Annotated in this window: 13 protein-coding genes; 8 read left to right on the top strand and 5 right to left on the bottom strand. The window is 59.2% G+C overall.

Annotation, left to right across the window (positions count from 1 at the left end; translation table 11 throughout):
• Positions 1-189: 189 nt before the first annotated feature.
• The 4 genes from IAE33_RS15780 (at position 190) to IAE33_RS15765 (ending at position 9,952) form a co-directional block, all read left to right on the top strand.
• Positions 190-4,053, top strand: a complete 3,864-nt coding sequence (locus IAE33_RS15780; protein ID WP_201164204.1) for an RHS repeat domain-containing protein — start codon at positions 190-192, stop codon at positions 4,051-4,053.
• A gap of 130 nt (positions 4,054-4,183) precedes the next feature.
• A complete protein-coding gene (locus tag IAE33_RS15775) occupies positions 4,184-6,130 on the top strand; it encodes a hypothetical protein (RefSeq protein WP_201164203.1) in 1,947 nt (648 codons plus the stop codon).
• Positions 6,131-6,254: 124 nt separating this feature from the next.
• Complete coding sequence (locus IAE33_RS15770) at positions 6,255-8,444, top strand: autotransporter outer membrane beta-barrel domain-containing protein (protein ID WP_201164202.1); 2,190 nt, start codon at positions 6,255-6,257, stop codon at positions 8,442-8,444.
• Between the two features lie 62 nt (positions 8,445-8,506).
• The gene (locus tag IAE33_RS15765) at positions 8,507-9,952 is read left to right on the top strand and encodes a hypothetical protein (RefSeq protein ID WP_201164201.1); all 1,446 of its coding nucleotides are present in this window, start codon (positions 8,507-8,509) and stop codon (positions 9,950-9,952) included.
• Between the two features lie 12 nt (positions 9,953-9,964).
• Here the strand turns inward: IAE33_RS15765 and IAE33_RS15760 are convergent, their stop codons facing one another.
• From IAE33_RS15760 to IAE33_RS15750, 3 genes are all read right to left on the bottom strand, one after another.
• A complete protein-coding gene (locus tag IAE33_RS15760) occupies positions 9,965-10,711 on the bottom strand; it encodes a fimbrial biogenesis chaperone (RefSeq protein WP_201164200.1) in 747 nt (248 codons plus the stop codon).
• A gap of 57 nt (positions 10,712-10,768) precedes the next feature.
• On the bottom strand, positions 10,769-11,317 hold the full coding sequence (locus IAE33_RS15755) for a fimbrial protein (RefSeq protein ID WP_201164199.1): 549 nt from the start codon (positions 11,315-11,317) through the stop codon (positions 10,769-10,771).
• A 171-nt stretch (positions 11,318-11,488) separates the two neighbouring features.
• Complete coding sequence (locus IAE33_RS15750; protein ID WP_201164198.1) at positions 11,489-11,905, bottom strand: PA2817 family protein; 417 nt, start codon at positions 11,903-11,905, stop codon at positions 11,489-11,491.
• A 163-nt stretch (positions 11,906-12,068) separates the two neighbouring features.
• Between IAE33_RS15750 and IAE33_RS15745 the strand changes: the two genes are divergently transcribed.
• Positions 12,069-13,637 carry a hypothetical protein gene (locus IAE33_RS15745; protein WP_201164197.1) on the top strand — a complete coding sequence of 523 codons (1,569 nt, stop codon included), beginning with the start codon at positions 12,069-12,071 and terminating at the stop codon, positions 13,635-13,637.
• Positions 13,638-13,697: 60 nt separating this feature from the next.
• Here the strand turns inward: IAE33_RS15745 and IAE33_RS15740 are convergent, their stop codons facing one another.
• A complete protein-coding gene (locus IAE33_RS15740) occupies positions 13,698-16,142 on the bottom strand; it encodes an acyl-CoA dehydrogenase (protein ID WP_201164196.1) in 2,445 nt (814 codons plus the stop codon).
• Positions 16,143-16,312: 170 nt separating this feature from the next.
• Between IAE33_RS15740 and IAE33_RS15735 the strand changes: the two genes are divergently transcribed.
• From IAE33_RS15735 to IAE33_RS15725, 3 genes are all read left to right on the top strand, one after another.
• On the top strand, positions 16,313-16,936 hold the full coding sequence (locus tag IAE33_RS15735) for a glutathione S-transferase (RefSeq protein WP_201164195.1): 624 nt from the start codon (positions 16,313-16,315) through the stop codon (positions 16,934-16,936).
• 141 nt (positions 16,937-17,077) lie between these two features.
• Positions 17,078-18,010 (top strand): ABC transporter ATP-binding protein, encoded by a 933-nt coding sequence (locus tag IAE33_RS15730; RefSeq protein WP_028633610.1) that lies wholly within the window; start codon positions 17,078-17,080, stop codon positions 18,008-18,010.
• Positions 18,007-18,786 (top strand): ABC transporter permease, encoded by a 780-nt coding sequence (locus IAE33_RS15725; RefSeq protein WP_028633611.1) that lies wholly within the window; start codon positions 18,007-18,009, stop codon positions 18,784-18,786. Before IAE33_RS15730 ends, IAE33_RS15725 begins: the two co-directional genes overlap by 4 nt.
• On the opposite strand, the gene IAE33_RS15720 is transcribed toward IAE33_RS15725, so the two are convergent.
• The gene (locus IAE33_RS15720) at positions 18,670-19,296 is read right to left on the bottom strand and encodes a DUF2062 domain-containing protein (protein WP_201164194.1); all 627 of its coding nucleotides are present in this window, start codon (positions 19,294-19,296) and stop codon (positions 18,670-18,672) included. The two genes, IAE33_RS15725 and IAE33_RS15720, sit on opposite strands and share 117 nt — an antisense overlap.
• Positions 19,297-19,314: the final 18 nt, after the last annotated feature.

Genomic DNA, 19,314 nt, shown 5'->3' with positions numbered 1-19,314 from the left:
CCATTCATTCAGTCAGAGATTGCTGGGAGGTCTGATGCTTTCGATGGCGGTATTGCCCCCGGCAGTGATGCACATCAGGTCCAACCTTATTGATGCTTGCTCGTAGGGCGCCCGGACTTCGGGTCGAAGTGGGCGCTGCTGTTTCGAGCGAGCCTGATTCACTTTATTACGGTGCAGCATGGAGTTCCCATGACCACAGAAACCATCATCCACTCGAACGCCTTCAACTTCCTCAGCTTCCTGGAAAACAGCGTCGATCCGCGCACCGGCCAGTACACCCTGGCCATCCAGTTGCCCGAACTGCTCGGCAACGACCTCAGCGGCCCGGCCTTGCCCCTGCGCCTGTCGTTCAACCCGCTCAGCGACCTGGACAGCGGCTTTGGCGTCGGCTGGACCCTGGTGCTGAGCCAGTACACCCCCGCCAACCGCATGCTCAGCCTGCACACCGGCGAAACCTTCAAGGTCACCGGCGACGGTGGGCAGCCCGCCATTCGCGAACGCAAGCTCGATACCTTCCACTTCCACACCGACAGCGCCGAGCGCTTTCGCATCGTGCACAAGTCCGGCCTGGTCGAGCACCTGCACAGCCAAGGCCCCAGCGACCAACGGGTCGCGCTGCCAGTGCGCGTCGAAGCGGCCACCGGCCATGCCGTCACCCTCGGCTACCTTGCCGGCACCACCCGGCTGGAAACCCTCACCGACGACACCGGCCTGGTGCTGCTCAAACTGAGCTACGCCAGCGGTGAGGTCCGCCTCGACCTGCACCCCGGCGCCGGCCCTGGCGGTACACCGTTGGCCAGCTACCGGATGCTCCTCGACAGCCGCGGTAGCCCGGCCCGGCGGCGCCCCTACGCCATCGAGTTGCCCACCGACGAAAAGGCCAGCTGGCGCCTGGAGTACACCGAAGTGCGTGGGCTGTCCTGCCTGAGCAAGGTGAGCACCCCCACCGGCGCCGTCGAGCGTATCGAATACCTCGATGCGGGCCACCGCTACCCCGGCGATGCCCACCCGGCCCTGCCACGCGTCACCCGGCATGTCATCGACCCCGGCGCAGGGCAGCCGCGCATGGTCACCCGTTACAAGTACACCAGCAATAACTTCCTGGGCTATGGCAGCGGCATCACCTGGGCCGACAATGGTGAGGACAACCTCTACAAGTCCACCGACAGCGCCTTCACCTACGGCACCGTGGTCGAGTACCTGCAGGTCGATGACGATGAGGGCAACGACGACAAGGCGCCGGTCGTGCGCACCATGACCAGCACCTTCAACCGCTTCCACCTGATGACGTTGCATGTCATCGATCAGGCCGGCCACATCCAGGAAACCGAAACTCGCTACCACGAACAACCCGGCAAGGCCTTCGACGAACAGCCTGCCTACTTCCAGTTGCCCTATGCGGTGACCAAACGCTGGAAGCTGCGCGATGACCCGACCAAGCTGCGCGAAGAGGTGGTCCTCACGCGCTTCGACGAACACGGCAACTCGGTCCTCGAATCCGAGCCCGCGGCGCCTAAGTACGACGCCAATCAGCGCATCGACGAAGCCAGTACCCTGGCCACCACGCTGTTCAAGGTGCGCACCTGGTACCCGGCCGCCGGCGAGCCGAGCGACGAGCCGGGTGCGCCCACGCCCTGGAACTGCCCACCCGACCCTTACGGGTTCTCGCGGCATTTGCGTACCGACACCGCACATCCGCTTGGCGAGGCGCTGCCGGGCGCGCAGACCTTGAGCACGCACTATCGTTATCAGGCACTGAGTGTGGTCGCCAGCAGCAGTGCACCGCCAGGGTTGCTGATGGTTAAGGAGGAGCAAGCGCAGATCACTGGCCAGCAACGAGATACACTGCAGGTCATCCACTACCGGTATCTGGACCAACCTGATGTCGCGCTGCTGCATGGACGCCTCGAAACCCGGGTTCACAGTGTCGGCGGGCTGGAAACCACGGTCTGCCATCAGTACGAAAAAGATCCCAAGGTCGGACACCACGTGCTGCAGACGATTCAGACCATCACTGGATTCGACCATGGTACGACCCTGCCGGATGGCAGCGTGCGGGATGCTTGCAAAACCTTGACCCGGCGTGAATCGGTACTGATCGGCCAGCCGTTGCTTGACCGGGATGATAATGACGTCGAGATCGCTTACGAGTACGACGCCCTACGGCGAGTGACCAAGGAAACGGTCGCCCCGAACGACCCTCAATTTACCTCGTCACGTCGTTACGCTTATACCCTGGTGTCACAAGCGGGTGGCAGGGCAGGGCAGACCCTGATCGATGTCAAGAATGTGGCTACACGTAGCTGGGTCGATGGCCTGAATCGCGAGGTCAGCCGGGAACGTCAGGACGCCGATAATGCCTCGACGGCAGCGGCTCAGAACTATCGTCCGGTGCTGAGCGCGGCCTATGACTGCCTGGGCAATCAGATCGCGCAGACCGAATACGATTGGCTCGATTACGATGAGCCCGAGCGACGCCGCGTGCTTGAACTGGTCACTCGCTATAAATTCGACAACTGGGGAAAGGCCTGTTGCGAGACAGGCCCGGATGGCGTCAGCCATTACGAGCAGACTGACCCGATCGGCACGGCTGAATCGTCAGGGCCGATACAGACGGCCTGGAGCCAGTCCACCGATGGCAGTCACAAGAGCGCCGTGATTCAGACCTGGCTGAACCGCTTCGAACTGCCGGTGAGAGTCGAGCGTTTCACACGTGAAGGTAGCTCGTACAGTGTCGAGCAGACGTTCTATGACGGCCTCAAACGCAAGGTCCGTGAGGTCGATGCCAGGAAGGAGACCAAACGCTACGCGTATGACGCCTTCGACCGGCTGGTGGATGAGACGTTGGCGGACAACGTGGTGGTGCACCGCGACTATGCCGCGCACAGCACGGATGACTTGCCTAGCTTGATCAGCGCCGCTGGCATTGTCCTGGGAGAACAACTGTACGATGGCCTCGACAGGCTGGTCGAATCCATCACCGGTGGTCGCCGACGTTTGCACTTCTACGCGCCGGGCCAGCGTCAGCCCATGTCAACGCTGACGCCGTCCGGGCAATACATCGATTACGAATACTCGCTTCAATTGACCGACGAGCCGAGAGTACGCCATATACGCGGCTCGCAAGCGCAGGCTACTTATGTCTTCGACAGCGACAATGCCCGCTTGCTCAGGTGTGAGGAGCAAGGGCTGCAGCTCGAGCGTGGGTATTTCAGCACTGGCGAAATGAAGGTGGAGACGCGGGTGCAAGACGGCCAGGCCTACACCATGTACCACGCCACCAGTCTGATGGGCCGGGCGCTGTCTTACACGGACGTCAACGGCGATGTCCAGGCCTATCACTATGACAATGCCGGTCGCCTCGAAAAGACCGGGTTAGGAACGCTCACGGCGGAATTTGACTACGATGCCCTCGGCCGTTTAAGCCGTACCCACACGTCGGAGGACGATCAATACCTCACCACCACACTGGACTACGATGAATTCGGTAGGGAGTGCCGTCGCCATTTCGATATCAATGGAGCACCGCAGACGCTCACTCAGGATTACCATGTCACCGACGCGCTGTCGGACAAGTACCTGAAATCAGAAGACACCCTGCTGCGCCATGAAGTCTATGACTACGACGGTCGCGGGCGGCTGACCCGTTATACCTGCACTGCACCAGACGCTGCCTATGCACCTGTAGATCCCTACGGAAAAGTTATTCAGCGGCAGCTGTTCCGCCTCGATGCGCTCGATAATATTACCCATGTACAAACGGTCTTCCCTGGAGGCAACAACATGGCCACGTACCGGTTCGATAACACCGATCCGGCACAATTGAGCAGTATCGAGAATACGCACCCGGATTATCCTCAACACATTACGTTGTCCTACGACGCCGACGGCAATATGACCCAGGATGAAGCCGGGCGTGTACTTGAATATAACGCGCTAGGCCAATTGTGCAATGTGGCGGATCCAGCGCAGGGGCAGCTGTCCGCGTACGGGTACGATCCGTTGGGTCGATTGGTCAGTCAAGGCAGTGACTCCGGAGAAGCCTTCAAGTAGCACGGTTTGTCGCAACGTCAACCTGATAGAAATGCCAGTTGTGCTTGTGCCGCAGTGATGACGAAATGGGCATGACTGGTGGGTGGCTAACTTAGTTAATTTCACGTTCTATTTTTGGGAAGGTGTAGATATGCTCAAGCCATTATTGACTCCGCAACAGGCGCGCGCCATGGCGCGTAAAGCACGAGCAAAAGTTTCGTTGGATGATAACCTTGTTGCGCCCTCCATCGATCCCGCGCTGTTGGCAGACCCGGCAGATAACACGGTGTGGCGCGCTGTATTGAAAGAAGGCGGGGATGATTTTGTATTGTCCATTCCGAAATGGGCATTGAGCGGACGCAAGGACACCGTCGTTCTTCATGTCGAGGGGTCGGAGGACGAACTGTTCAGCGGTGAGTACTCTCGGGCGGATGAGGCTGACTTTCCCATTCCGGCAAAGATTGAAAAACTGCTGCTGGACGCCATGGCGGAGGGCAGGCATGCTTTTGTCTACGAAGTAATAGCCTTCAATGGATCGGTCAAGGTTTCCGAGCCGCTGGCATTGATCTTCGACCGCATGGATCCTTATTACGGAGATGTGCCTCCTGCGCCTCCCGCCATTACCGATGTGCTCGAGGCCAACAAAGACAAAGTCAAGGTGACTATTCCGGCCAACCCTAACTGGGCGGAAAAGGACACGGTTCGTGTCTTTTGGCTGGCCAAGGTTCCGGAAGACCCTCTTAAAACGCCTCCCGCCGCCACGGCGGTCCTTACTTCGGCAGCAGCCCAGACCCTCGATATACCGCAGGCCCATATCGAGGCGACGGGTGATGGTGGCATATCGGTTTTCTACGTGCTCATCGACAAGGCCGGCAACTTCTCCCACGTGTCCGAGCCCGTTCAGGTCGGTGTTGCACTGGGCGCTTTCCCAACCGCATTTGCCTTGCCGGTAGTGGACTTGGCGGCGGATGGACTGATCGATCAGGCTGACGTCGCGTTGGGTGTTGTCGTGGACGTTCTGCGGTTCGACAATCACAAGCCCTCTGACGAGGTGCGTGTACTGTGGGGCAGTGCTACCAGTGAGTGGCGTGCCATTGGATCGGACACCTTTCCGTTGCAATTCAGTGTCAGCGCGCTTGATATCCTGACGGAATACGGTGGACCCTCCGCTCAAGGTGAAAAGGTCGCCAAAGTGGCATACGAAGTACGCCGCGGTACCGTCCTGCTGACCAAGCCCAACCCCACTATCGATGTGAAGGTCAATCTGGAGCGATTTGGCCCTGGCAACCCCGACTGGCCGGAGCCGATCAATCCAGTCATGCTTCCCGCCAAGGTGTTCGGTCGAAATTCCAAGAAAGAGAACGAGCTGATCGACACCGATGCAGGCCAACCTGCTGACGTGCTGATCGAGATCGATGCGGCGTTCGATGACAAGGATGTGGTTTCGCTGTATTGGGATGGCGTGCATGTTGCCGAGGCCGACCATCCGCTCACCGCTGCTGAAGTCGGTACGGAAATCTCGCTGAGTATTCCATGGGCGTACATTCTCTCAACCGGTAACAGAACCGTGCCCATGCATTATGAAATCAGGCGTGGGTCGAACCCCAATGCTGCGCGACCTGAGGAAACGTCTGTGGTGGTGGACGCTGTCGTCGTCGTGCCTGATGCTCCGCAATTCGACGGCATAGCGAGTAACGGCATGTTGCGTTGCGAAGCGATCTGGAGTGATCCACCGCATGCGGATGATCCTGCCATCCGCGTGGTCGTCGCAGAGCTTTCGCAATGGGGGCTGGCTGCGGGTGACACGATCAAGATGATCTGGCGAGCGACCACCGCATTTGACAAAACGCCAATTCCGGAGGCTGGGCATGAGGAAGAGGTGACGCTGGATGCGGACACGCTGAAGGGGTTCATCTGGCGCATCCCTTATGTGGATTATGTACTGCCGATTTATGAGGCTGATGAGGATGACCGGGATGGCTATGGTTATGTGCGGTTTGAGTTCACGCTGCACGGCAAGCCAGGGTCGTCGAAAGAAGAAGAGGTCTATGTCTCCATGCATGATGCGGGTGGGAGCTGTGCGCTGCCTTCGCCCTGACTTTTATCGGGTTGCATCAATAGATCTGACTTTTCCTACAGGAATTTAGGAGAGTGGATCGTACGCTTGTGGGCAAAAGGCCCGGGTGGCCGATCCCTTTCTATAACCTGAGGTAATTAGCCTAATGGCGATTTTACGCACTTTCACCCTTGCGCCGCTGGCTCGCGCCATCCTCCGGACCTCGGCATTTTTGCTGGTCGCCGGTCCGGCGGGTGCTGTGACCGTGGTGGATGAGTCCCTCACCATCGACGAAACCACTGCGCTGGACCGCTACGTGCTCAATCCCGGCGCGACGTTGAACGCGACGGGCGCTAGCGTCGAGCGTATCGATGCGCGCGATAACGCGCGATTGAACCTGCAAGGCACCACGGTGAACGCTTCGGGCGCCGATGCCATCATGCTCAGGGCGGGCGCGCAGGCGGCCATTGGCAATGACACGCGTATCATCAGCGATCGCCTGGGGTTGCGTTTGCAGCGCGTTGGCACTGCAGGCTCGACCGCCACCGTCAGCGACAGCCGTATCGAGGGCGGGCAGGGCGGTGCTCTGGTTTCAGGGGCATCGACGCTGAACTTGGTCAATAGCACAGTGGTGAGCAACGGTGAGTTTGCCGCGGTGGAGTTGTTTGGTAATGGTGTATTGAGCGCCCAGGGCAGTACGCTGACGGGCGCCAACGCCGGCTTGAGCATCCAGGGCGATGCCGATTTCGACGAGGCGGCCCAGGTGCGGTTGGTCAATACTCGCGTTCAGGGATTGAATGGTTCGGCGATCGTGGTCGGGGAAGAGCTGCTCGACCCCGCCAAGGCGAGCATCCTTGTCGGCCCCGGTACGACGCTGGAGGGCAGCAATGGGGTGTTGCTCGACGTGGTTGCCAACTCTGATGCCACCTTGCAGGTCGATGGCGCTCAGTTGGTTGGCGATGTACGCGTGCAGACCGGCTCCACGGCGAACCTTGCCCTGGACAACCAGGCCAGCCTTACCGGTCGCCTGGAAAACGTCGCGGGTCTGACGCTGGCCAACCAGGCCCGTTGGACCATGGTCGAGGACAGTCAGGTCGGGGCGCTGACCCTGAGCGGTGGCGCTGTTCGCTTCGGTGAGGCCGACCAGTATCAGCGCTTGTCGCTAGGCTCGCTGTCCGGTAATGGCACCTTCATCATGGACGCCGATTTCAGCACGGGGCAGACCGATTTCCTGGACGTGGGTACCGCGACGGGCAACCACACCCTGTTGGTGGGCAGTAGCGGCGCGGACCCTGTCACCGAGAACGATGTGCACCTGATCCATACGGCAGCGGGTGATGCCTCCTTTGCATTGCTCAATGGGCCGGTCGATGTCGGGACCTTCTCCTACGAACTGGTGCAGCGTGGCAACGACTGGTTTCTGGATGGGGCGAGCAAGCTCATCAGCCCTGGCACGGAATCGGTACTGGCACTGTTCAATACCGCGCCGACCGTCTGGTATGGCGAACTCACCAGCTTGCGCAGCCGGATGGGTGAGTTGCGTTTGAACGAGAGCAAGGCGGGGGCGTGGGGGCGTGCCTATGGCAACAAGTACAACGTCGATGGTGCCGCCGGCAGCGCTTATACGCAGACCCAGCAGGGCTTCTCGCTGGGGGCCGATGCGCCGCTGTCGGCGGGCGATGGCCAATGGCTGATCGGCGTCATGGCGGGCCACAGCACATCGGACCTGAACATGTCCCGTGGTGCCTCCGCTCAGGTCAAAAGCTACTACCTCGGGCTCTACACCACGTGGCTTGATGCTCAAAGCGGCTACTACTTCGACGGTGTGGTGAAAGCCAACCGCTTTGCCAACGACTCGAAAGTCACGCTCAGTGACGGTGCGCGTACCAAGGGCCGCTATGACAACCTTGGCGCAGGCGTTTCGATCGAGTTCGGTCGCCACCTCGCATTGGCTCAGGGTTATTTCATCGAACCTTACACGCAGTGGTCGGCTGCGACCATACAGGGCAAGGATTATCGATTGGATAACGGCATGCGGGCCAATGGCGACGATACCCGTTCGCTGTTGGGCAAGGCCGGGGTCACCCTGGGCAAGACCTTTACGTTAGGTGAGGGGCGTCATGTGCAGCCTTATGTACGGCTGGCGTATGCGCATGAGTTCGTGGACGACAACGAAGTTAAGGTCAACGCCAACCGTTTCAACAACGATGTGTCGGGTTCTCGGGAGGAGATCGGTACGGGTGTCGCAGTGTCATTTAACGACCGCCTGCAACTGCATGCCGATTTCGACTACGCCAGCGGTGGGCGCGTCGAGCAACCTTGGGGCGCCAACGTGGGATTGCGTTTCAGTTGGTAGCAGAGGGGCGGGGTAATCCCCGCCCCTTTTTCTTTTTGCCGCTACGTCAAAGGGAGCACAGAATGGTCAGCAATGAACTGCCGGAGCAACAGGCGAGGCCATTGCCGCCCGCCAGCGCCCCAGATGCACTTGAAGACATTCCTGGCGCGGACCCGAACTTGCTGCCGGTGAGCGTTTTGTCCGCTCCACTGCGCATTGAGGTACCGATGTGGCTTTCTTCAAGGCCCAGCCCTGAGCGACCTGAAACGCTGAGACTGTACTGGAACGGCGTGGAGGCGGGATGGAAACGCTGGACTGCACGCGTGCCAGCAGATGACCTGTATATCGAGGTGCCGGTGGCGTTCCTCAATCACGGGTCAGCGATCGTGAACTACACTGTGGAACTTTACAACGGCTCGGTCGCCGATTCTGAAAGGCTGGTGCTCACTCTCGACAGGCAGCCACCGGTGTTGGGGGCGAACAGAGGCCAATTGGTGTTTCCGGAGCTGGTCGGAAGTGAGGTGAACGCCGATTACCTGGAGGATCACGGCGATGTGCTCCATGCGCAGGTGCCCGATTACGATGTGCCAGCACCCGGTGACACCATTGTCTATTACTGGAATATCGAGCCCTTTTCGCCATTGCTGGCGGGGGAACGAACGCTGAGCCAGGAAGATCTTGGCAAGCCTTTGATCATCGACATCCCTGGCAGCCTCATTCGTGAGCGGGGGGACGGGCCGCGTTACGTGTTCTATGCCATCCGCGACAGGGCGGGTAATCTCAGCAGCGACGCTTTACCCCAGACATTGACCATCGCGGCGCAGCCGGCGCCACGCGCTTTGCCCCTGCCTGAAATTCCTGCGGCCACAGGCTCCGGGCGGGATGTCTCTTTGGATCTCGTGGAGGTCGGGGCGTCCATCACGGTGAAGATTCCCCAGGACGCCGACATTCGTGCTGGTGAGGCATTCGGCTTGCAATGGGGAGATCCGGAGCTTTTCCGCAGTAACCGGTTCAATGGCCAGGCGGGCTTGCGCACATTCACCATCCCAGCTCGCAATGTGGCTGCGATGAGCGGCAAGGTCGTGTCCGTCTATTATGACGTCGAGGTGCGCGGTCAGCTTCAGTGTTCGGAAACACGCAGGCTCAAGGTCATCCCGATACCCATGACCAGCTTGCCCATCCCCAGGCTTGCCGGGCTGAGCGGTGGCACCTTCGACAGGGCCCGCTACACGTTCGACCCCCCTTTGACACTGGATAAGTGGAAGCTGATCGGGGTCGATCAGCGAGTCAATATCGTAGTCATCGGTGCAGGAGGTAAGCGACACCAACTCCTTGACAATCATGCGGTAACTTCCGCTGAGGTCAAGGATGGTATCGGCAAGGCGGGAAACGTCACAGTACCCCTGACTTTTCTGGATGAGCTTCCCGTCGGGCAACTGTTTTTCATTGAGGTCACGGTCAGCTTCGATGCCGGACAAACATGGCCGTCTGAACACAATTTCGAACGCCTGGAACTGGTGATGAGATAACCCTCTACCGGATCAAGGTTCAACGTGACCGTGCAGTGGCACTGTTATCGCGGTGGTGCTGCCGCCATAGTCGTTGATGGTTGTAAAGGTCAGTGTCGACGTCGCGGGCGGCACGGGGAACTCCAGCTTGTAACGCTGCTGGTTCATAGGCATCGCCATGGCTTTGGTTTCCACTCGATTTTTTTTGCCGTTCACATCGATCTCCACCCGGCCGAATGTGAAGTGGTAAGGCGACGGGTTGTTCACCATCAGATAAGACTGCCCACCCTCTTTTTGCAGGGACCAATCGAGCTGCTTGAGGTGATCTTGCGGTTGGCCCTTGAGCTGGCTGGGGCGATAGAAAACTTTCAAGCGTGTGCGCAGGGCGATGGTAAGCGCGTTGTCCTGCATGTCTTCTTCGACCTGGGGTATTTCCTGGACGTTGAGGAAAAAAAGGGACTCGCGGTCTTGCGGCAGGTCGTTGGGCAGCCGATTGATTTTTACGATCTGCTCTTCATTCGGCGCCAGGCGAAAAAGGGAGGGCGATGCCAGCAACGGTGTCGGCGTCGTGATGTCGTCAGCTTCTGTATTGACCCAGGCTTGTGCTGCGTACGTGCGGGTACTGGGGTTCGCGACGTTGATCGAGCTGCTCGCTTTATCGCTCCCATGAATGATCCGGGTCTGATTGGTGATCAGTGCTGCCTGTGCAGTGCAAGGTAGGCCGACAAGGGCGAACAGGGCGCTTCCCCATAGCCAGCGTTTTTGATAGAGGGAGGGCATGGAAAGTCCACGTTTCAAAAGTGTAGGATCCGGGTGTTGGAGCACCCGGAACTGAGATCAAGGCAGTGCGACAGTGAAGCCTACATCTGCCTGGGCAGCGCCCTCAGTCACAGGAACCTTGATGGCCTCGTATTGCGCATAGAAGGCCATGTGGGTAGGGGTGCTTTCAAAAAGCGGATACTTTCGCGAATCATCCAGGGGCGCTAACTTTTTATCGTCGGCATCGAAAATCGCGATTCCCAGATCCGGGGTTCCGCCCGATGACAACTTGTACAAGTCGCTCTTGGGCCCTGTGGCACCCCCTCTGGAATCGAAGGCTACGCTAACCTCCGTACCTGGGGCGATGACGCAAACGCCCGGTGTAGGGGTGACTTTGAGGGTGAACTCCATCTTTTTGGACGTCGCGCCTACGGCGTCGAAATAGGTGCTTGGAAAGTGCCCCAACTGCACGGGTGTACCAATTCCGCCGCCCGGATTCACCACTTCGATCGGGCAGGGCCCGCCCGCGTAAACGCTGCCGTTGAAATTCACCACGCCGATCTCTGGCGCGGCGAATGCCGTACCCGTGACACAGGTGAGCGCTACTGCAAGGAATTTGCTTTTCATCGAACTATCCATATTGCCGAGAAAGTTGACTGCGTCGTACAACGCAGCACCCGGGCAATTGCTCCTGGTAAGGAACAAACGCCTGAGCGCCAACGATCATAGGCAAACGGGCAGGCCATTTATGTAGGTTCAATGCTCGACCCGGCCTGGGTTTTTTCTACGTGGCGTCTGTCATTGCGGCGTTTGCGCCGCTGTGGCTAAAAGATCGAGACGGTGTTTTTGCAGGTGCCAGTCGAAGTCTTCACCGTTTTCGTGCGCGGCGTGGCGCTGCTCATCCAGTTGTTGGTAGCGGTCGAGTTCTTCGTCGGGCATGAAATGCAGGCAGTCGCCCGCAAAGAACCACAACAGGTCGCGCGGCACCAAGTGGGCGATTTGTGGATAGCGCTGCATCACCTGGCAGATCAAGTCTTGTCCCAGGTACTGGCTTTCCAAGGGGGCCTGCGGCAGCACGGTCAGCAGTTCGTCGAAACGCTCGAGAAACAGGACGTGACTTTCTTCCGGGACCTGATCGGCTTCACCGACTGCTGCCAGGATGGTGCGAAGGTGGTGGAGCAACCGCAGGTGGTAGTCCAGGTGATGATCGGCCATGCCGGGATCCTCGGTGTCAGCAGAACGGGGGAGGATCATACGCCTGATGGCTGCTTGGGTAAATTTCTTACCGCACAATCGGCCTTGCCTGGCATTTTTGCCAGTTGTCAGATAACCCGTGCACGCTTCAAATGGCGGCAATGTCATCTGCCAAGGAGTATTTATGAACGCTGCCGGAGAGGGCGAAAAAGAGGGTGTTTTTTCCGACGACCTCTTTGGGTGGAGCGGGTACGTACGTTGCTATCTGGGGCACTTGAATACCACATTAGAGGAATACAGTCAGCGCTCGGCTAGCCAGCGAACGACTTTTGAAATGGTCATTACGCCCGGCAGGCAGTGGTTCGCTTTCAGTGGTCAGCTAACGTCGCCGCTGCTCGAATTCGATGTTCATGGCCCCGGTAAAGGTTATTTGAAACTGAGCCATGGTGTTTCGAATGCTGTACATCTTCGGTTGAGTAAAGAGCCGGGAGCCAAGGTGAGAGAGGTCAGTCGCGTAGAGGTCTATTTATCTCAGGCGACGGTCGGCGTGGAGTCAGACCTTGGGAATGTGCAAGGCAGTTATCGAGTAGATGGGAATGTTGTATTGGATTGGCTAACGCCACCCCGTTTGTATTTCATTCGAGACGGCCATGACGACCCAGCATTGGCTGCGAGATTCAACGATGGTATGCGTGAAACGGAGCGTCCGCTGGGTTGGCTGAGTCAGCAACAGCACTATTCACAATTACTTGCTGGCGCGACGTTCAGATTGGGGTTGGATTCGTCCGGTTTTGCGCATAAATTATTGCTCTATTTCGCCGTTTCAGGCCGTAGCCCAGGCCAACTGCCATCAGGCATTCAGACGGCAATGTCATCCGGCGTGGAGCACAAGCTTTCGTCGCCTGGCTCAGGGGGGGTGTTGTGTCGCGTTGATACCAAGGCCGGAAACCTGGGTGTGGTGTCGAGTGATAGGCTAAGTTTACCGAATGATTTGTTATATCTACCTGACATTATCTATCCGCATCGCACTCAGCAACTCAGATCCGTAAAAGACCTTGATAATGTCGTAGAGGTGGAATTTACGCCTGATTTGAGAATGGCACAGGCATCCAGCCCACCCACGCCGACGATGAGGCGAAACCTGGCGCTTATTCCGGCCATGGTCATCAGCCAGCGTGGTGGTCAAGCGATGCCGCTGACGGTGGATATACCTTATAAGCCTAATTCATTCAGGCACAGCCAGCGCACACCTCAGCATGGCGTGGTTCGGATGTTGGACGGTGAATTATTCTATGAGCCGCCCCCTGCCTTGGCCCTTGCCCTTGCCTGCGACGAAGGCAGTAAAACAACAACCAGTGCTGCGCTCAAGACTAACCAGCTTGGCCTTGTCAGTGTTGATATCCTTGACGTGTACCATGCTCGCAGTCCTTTCATCCCCGCAAGTGCAGCCTTTTTAATCTATAACACGCCGACCACTCATTTTTTCCGCATGAGTAAAGCGGGGGACGCTTTGCGTTTGACCCTGCATTATGTGGATAAAAGAGGCAACGAGTTGGCAGTCGACCCTGTGGACATCGAGTGGAAAGTGTTGGCGGGTGATGGCGCGATCTCCCAGGAAGGGATTCTTACGCCAAGCCAAGGGTACAGCGGTTGCACGGCGATCCAGGCTGTTGAATACGATGATGTACGGTGGTACTGGTCAGCCATCATCATTCCACCGCTGAGCGTCGATGAGCTGTTGGCGTTGCAGTGAAACGATCTATATAGCCCTGCACCCGTCGCCATGGCGATGGCGGCGGGCGTGGGTTTATTTTTAGCGAACGCTGCCCGTTGGCAGTAATGCGTCCTTGTCGAATGCATCGACGTCGATGACTACGCGGCGTGCCTGTTCTGCCAGTTGTAGTGTGTGCACTTCGTCTGCTGTGAGAATCCCGGACTCCAGGGCGGACTGGATTAAAGGCTGGCCGATCGAGCCACGCAACTTTCCGTCCCTGACAGCCTGATTCAGTGCCTTGCGAAGCGGCGCGATGTCATCTAATGCGTCACTGGCCCGCTGCAGCGCTGCCACTGAATCACCCTCTGCCTGCGGCCTGAAGCAACCGGCGAGCAGCTCTTCCAGCGCCGGGTCGCCTTTGCTGCGGCCAATCAAGGCGGCTACCTCGGCGTCCAGTTCATCGTTCGGTCCGGTGTGCCGCCGCCCGAACGGGAAGACCAGCACCCGAAGAGCGCAGCCAACGACGCGGTTCGGGAAGTTGTCGAGCAAGCGATCGAGTGCATGCTCTGCCTTGCCCAGGCTTTCTTCCATCGCCCAGCGCAGCAACGGCTGCATGTATTCGGGCGAACCTAGATCGTGGTAGCGCTTTAGCGCGGCCGAGCCCAGGTAGAGGTAGCTCAGCACATCGCCCAGGCGCGCGCTAAGACGTTCACGGCGTTTGAGTGCGCCGCCGAGCAGCATCATCGACAGGTCCGCCAGCAGGGCGAAAGCCGCCGCCTGGCGATCCAGAGCGCGGAAATAGCCCTGGCTCAGGGCATCCCCCGGCTTGCGCTCGAACCGTCCCAGGCCGAGGCCGAGCACCAGGGTGCTGGCGGCGTTGTTGACGGCGAAGCGGACATGCTTCAGCAGCAGATCGTCGAATGCCTTGAGGGCCTGCTCGCGATCCTGGATGCCGGCCACGGACATTTCCTTGAGCACGAAGGGGTGGCAGCGGATCGCGCCCTGGCCGAAGATCATCAGGTTGCGTGAAAGGATGTTGGCGCCTTCGACGGTGATGAAGATCGGCGCCCCTTGCCAGTTGCGCGCCAGGTAGTTATTCGGGCCCATGATGATGCCCTTGCCGCCGTGCACGTCCATGGCGTGCTGGATGCATTCGCGGCCGCGTTCGGTGAGGTGATACTTGAGGATCGCCGACAGCACCGAGGGTTTTTCGCCCAGGTCGACCGCCTTGGCGGTGAGCAGCCGTGCGCTGTCCATCAGCCAGGCGTTGCCGCCGATGCGTGCCAGCGATTCCTGGATACCTTCGAAAGCCGCCAGCGGCACATTGAACTGCTCGCGTATATTCGCGTACTGGCCAGTGACCAGGCTGGTGTACTTGGCCGCACCCGTACCCACGGCGGGCAGGGAAATTGAGCGGCCTACCGACAGGCAGTTCATCAGCATCATCCAGCCCTTGCCGAGCATGGCCTGGCCGCCGATCAGGAAATCCAGCGGCACGAAGACATCCTTGCCGCTATTGGGCCCGTTCATGAAGGCGGCGCCCAACGGCAAGTGGCGCTTGCCGATTTCCACTCCCGGGGTGTCAGTGGGGATCAATGCCAAGCTGATGCCCAGCTCCTCGTCCTCACCCAGCAGGTGGTCAGGGTCGTAAGCTTTGAAGGCCAGCCCAAGCAGCGTGGCGACGGGGCCCAGGGTGATGTAGCGTTTTTCCCAGTTCAGGCGCAAGCCGATGACTTCTTCCCCGTTCCATTGGCCCTTGCAGATGACGCCGCTGTCGGGCATGGCCCCGGCGTCAGAGCCTGCCAGTGGGCCCGTAAGTGCAAAGCAGGGTATTTCTTCACCACGGGCCAGCCGGGGCAGGTAGTGATTGCGTTGTTCGTCCGTGCCGTAATGCAACAGCAACTCCGCCGGGCCGAGGGAGTTGGGCACCATGACTGTAGAGGCCAGATCGCCGCTACGGGTGGCCAGCTTCATCGCCACCTGGGAGTGTGCATAGGCGGAGAACCCTTTGCCGCCGTACTCCTTGGGGATGATCAGGGCAAAGAACCCGTTCTGTTTGATATGGGCCCAGGCCTCGGGTGGCAGGTCGAGGTCCTGGCCGATCTGCCAGTCACTGACCATGGCGCACAGCGCTTCGGTGGGGCCGTCGATAAATGCCTGCTCTTCATCGGTCAATGTCGGCGCGGGATAGGCGAGCAGCGTGCGCCAGTCGGGGCGGCCACTGAACAACTCACCATCCCACCAGACGGTGCCGGCGTCGATCGCTTCGCGCTCGGTTTGCGACATGGGCGGCAACGTGCGCTTGAACCAGTCGAACACCGGCGCCGTAAGCACTTTGCGGCGCCATTGCGGCAGCGCTACCACGGCCGACATCAACGCCAGCACGAGCCACAGCACCACCAACAGCCAGCCAGGGGCATTACTGAAAATGCCCATCAGCAGCACGTACCCCGCCGTGATGCCCAGGATCTGCAGGGGCGCCATGCGCCTGTGCAACAGGTACGCCGTACCTATCATCAGCACTACCAACCACAACAGCAACATAATCGGTCCTCCTTGGAACCAAGGGCTTGAGCCGTCCCAGACAGCTTAGACGCTACGCTGTGAACGACCGGGTCAGAACAGTGACAGGGTGTGGCGGTGGGAGTTTCAGTCTGCTACTTGGCTGTCTTGCAGTAGACTGGATCACCTGCGCATTCATCAAGGACATTGCCATGCTGAAGATCTGGGGCCGCAAGAACTCGAGCAACGTACGCAAAGTGCTTTGGATAGCCCATGAGCTGGGCCTGGACTTCGAGTGTATCGACGCGGGCGGCGCCTTCGGTGTGGTCAACGAGCCGCAGTACCGTACCCTCAACCCCAATGGCCTGGTGCCAATGCTCGAAGATGGCGACCTGGCACTGTGGGAGTCCAACACCATCGTGCGCTACCTGTGCGCAGCCTATGGTGCAGAACAGGGCTGGTATCTGGAGAATCCGCGTGAGCGCGCGATGGCCGACAAGTGGATGGACTGGACGACCTCGTCCTTGGCCACGCCGTTCCGCCCACTGTTCTGGGGCTTGCTGCGCACGCCAGAAGACCAGCGCGACTGGGTGGCAATCAATGCAGCGCATAAACAGTGCGCCCAACTGCTGACCATCGCCGATGAAGCATTGGCCAAGCAGCCTTACCTGTCCGGTCAGCAGATTGGCATGGGTGACATCCCGTTGGGTAGTTTTGCCTACGCGTGGTTCGAGATGCCCATGGAGCACCCACCCATGCGCCACCTGCAAGGCTGGTACGAGCGCCTGAAAGCCCGCCCCGCCTACCAGGCCGGCGTCATGAGCGCACTGACTTGATCGAACACCTGGTGTTCCTTGATAGTCACTATCAATGCACGTAACTGTACTTAGGCTGCCCGGCCAAGCACCATAACTGCACCCACTGCGCCGGTGATCTGCCCCGGCGTGCCTCGACCCTCTTCCGGTAAGTGATCCGCTATGAGTTCTGCCCTGTCCATCCGGCAGCTGACCAAAACCTACGGTAACGGCTTCCAGGCCCTTAACGGCATCGACCTGGATGTTGCCGAAGGCGATTTTTTTGCTTTGCTCGGCCCCAATGGCGCCGGCAAATCCACGACCATTGGTATTTTGTCGACGTTGGTCAACAAGACCAGCGGCAGCGTCAATGTATTCGGCCACGACCTGGACCGCGAGCCGGCTGCCCTTAAACGCTGCCTGGGCGTTGTGCCCCAGGAATTCAACTTCAACCAGTTCGAGAAGTGTTTCGACATTGTCGTGACCCAAGCCGGTTACTACGGCATCCCCCCGAAAATCGCCAAGCAGCGGGCCGAGCAGTACCTGACGCAGTTAGGCCTGTGGGACAAGCGCGACGTGCCCTCGCGGTCCCTGTCTGGCGGCATGAAACGCCGCCTGATGATTGCCCGCGCGCTGATTCATGAGCCGCGCCTGTTGATTCTCGACGAACCCACGGCGGGTGTGGACATCGAGTTGCGCCGTTCGATGTGGAGCTTTTTGACCGAGCTGAACCAGAAGGGCATCACCATCATCCTCACCACCCATTATCTGGAAGAGGCTGAGCAGTTGTGCCGTAACATCGGCATCATCGACCACGGCACCATTGTCGAAAACACCAGCATGCGCCAGTTGCTGGGCAAGCTGCATGTCGAAACCTTCGTTCTCGACATCAAGCAGGATTTGGCCACGGCGCCTGCATTGCAGGGTTACCCATGCCGCTTGCTGACGCCGCATACCCTGGAAGTTCAGGTAGACAAGGACATTGGCATCACTGCGCTGTTCAGCCAGTTGGCAGTGCAGAACATCGAGGTGCAAAGCCTGCGTAACAAGACCAACCGGCTGGAGGAGCTATTCGTGTCCCTGGTAGAAAAAAACCTGTCGAAGGTGGCCGTATGAGTGTGGAGCTGCGCACCAACTGGGTGGCCCTCAACACCATCGTCTACCGCGAAGTCCGGCGCTTTCTGCGCATCTGGCCGCAGACCCTGCTGCCGCCTGCAATCACCATGGTGCTGTACTTTGTCATCTTCGGTAACCTGATTGGCCGGCAGATCGGCGACATGGGCGGCTTCACCTACATGCAGTACATCGTTCCGGGGCTGATCATGATGTCGGTGATCACCAACTCGTATGGCAACGTGGTGTCGAGCTTTTTCGGCAGCAAGTTCCAGCGCTCCATCGAAGAGCTGATGGTGTCGCCGGTATCACCTCACACCATTCTGGTGGGTTATGTGCTGGGTGGCGTGTTGCGAGGTCTGGCCGTTGGGGTCATCGTTACGATCCTGTCGATGTTCTTCACCGACCTGCAGGTGCATCACCTGGGTGTGACGGTCATCGTGGTGCTGCTGACCGCTACTATTTTTTCGCTGCTGGGTTTCGTGAACGCGGTATTCGCTCGCAATTTCGATGATATCTCGATTGTGCCCACCTTCGTGCTGACGCCCCTGACGTACCTCGGTGGGGTGTTCTATTCGATCAACCTGTTGCCCCCGTTCTGGCAGACCGTGTCGTTGGCCAACCCTGTGCTGCACATGGTCAACTCGTTCCGCTACGGCATTCTAGGTGTCTCGGACATCAGTATCGGTACCGCCATCACGTTCATGCTGGTGGCCACCGCGGTGCTGTACCTGCTGTGCGTGCGCTTGCTGGTCAGTGGCCGTGGCATGCGTGCCTGAGCACCGCCCCTTGCGCCGGCGCCACTGCCGGCCAATCCACCAGCGCCAGTAAAGCAGCGTGGTGAAATACGCGGCAACGCCCAATACCACCCCACACACCACTGAGCCCAGCAGGAACGGCTGCCACACGGTGGCCAGTTGATTGGTGATCCATTCGAAGGTGAGTTCCTCCGGTAGCGTGCGCGGCGGCACCTGCAGCAGCCATGCGCCAGTCATGTAGGTGACGAAGAACACCGGGGGCATGGTCAGGGGGTTGGTCAGCCACACCAGGCTGACGGCAATCGGCAAGTTGGCCCTGACTGGAATGGCCAGCGCAGCGGCCAGCAGCATTTGCAGGGGGAGGGGTATCAGCGCCGCGAACAGGCCCACGCCCATCGCCCTCGCGACGGAATGGCGGTTGAGATGCCAGAGGTTCGGGTCATGCAGCAGCTTGCCGAAAAAGCGTAAGGACTTGTGTTCGCGAATGCTCGTCGGGTCTGGCATGTAGCGTTTGAAGAGTCGGCGCGGCATCTGGGCTCCCCGGGGGTT

Source organism: Pseudomonas sp. S60 (assembly GCF_016647865.1).
Lineage (GTDB): Bacteria > Pseudomonadota > Gammaproteobacteria > Pseudomonadales > Pseudomonadaceae > Aquipseudomonas > Aquipseudomonas parafulva.
The sequence above is the reverse complement of the archived record's forward strand: the minus strand, read 5'-3'. Positions and strand labels throughout refer to the sequence as shown.

What these genes read in the sequence shown, in the direction of transcription:
- IAE33_RS15780 (WP_201164204.1), top strand. Translation starts at nt 190, where the DNA reads ATGACCACAGAAACCATCATCCACTCGAACGCCTTCAACTTCCTCAGC.
- IAE33_RS15775 (WP_201164203.1), top strand. Translation starts at nt 4,184, where the DNA reads ATGCTCAAGCCATTATTGACTCCGCAACAGGCGCGCGCCATGGCGCGT.
- IAE33_RS15770 (WP_201164202.1), top strand. Translation starts at nt 6,255, where the DNA reads ATGGCGATTTTACGCACTTTCACCCTTGCGCCGCTGGCTCGCGCCATC.
- IAE33_RS15765 (WP_201164201.1), top strand. Translation starts at nt 8,507, where the DNA reads ATGGTCAGCAATGAACTGCCGGAGCAACAGGCGAGGCCATTGCCGCCC.
- IAE33_RS15760 (WP_201164200.1), bottom strand. Translation starts at nt 10,711, where the DNA reads ATGCCCTCCCTCTATCAAAAACGCTGGCTATGGGGAAGCGCCCTGTTC.
- IAE33_RS15755 (WP_201164199.1), bottom strand. Translation starts at nt 11,317, where the DNA reads ATGAAAAGCAAATTCCTTGCAGTAGCGCTCACCTGTGTCACGGGTACG.
- IAE33_RS15750 (WP_201164198.1), bottom strand. Translation starts at nt 11,905, where the DNA reads ATGGCCGATCATCACCTGGACTACCACCTGCGGTTGCTCCACCACCTT.
- IAE33_RS15745 (WP_201164197.1), top strand. Translation starts at nt 12,069, where the DNA reads ATGAACGCTGCCGGAGAGGGCGAAAAAGAGGGTGTTTTTTCCGACGAC.
- IAE33_RS15740 (WP_201164196.1), bottom strand. Translation starts at nt 16,142, where the DNA reads ATGTTGCTGTTGTGGTTGGTAGTGCTGATGATAGGTACGGCGTACCTG.
- IAE33_RS15735 (WP_201164195.1), top strand. Translation starts at nt 16,313, where the DNA reads ATGCTGAAGATCTGGGGCCGCAAGAACTCGAGCAACGTACGCAAAGTG.
- IAE33_RS15730 (WP_028633610.1), top strand. Translation starts at nt 17,078, where the DNA reads ATGAGTTCTGCCCTGTCCATCCGGCAGCTGACCAAAACCTACGGTAAC.
- IAE33_RS15725 (WP_028633611.1), top strand. Translation starts at nt 18,007, where the DNA reads ATGAGTGTGGAGCTGCGCACCAACTGGGTGGCCCTCAACACCATCGTC.
- IAE33_RS15720 (WP_201164194.1), bottom strand. Translation starts at nt 19,296, where the DNA reads ATGCCGCGCCGACTCTTCAAACGCTACATGCCAGACCCGACGAGCATT.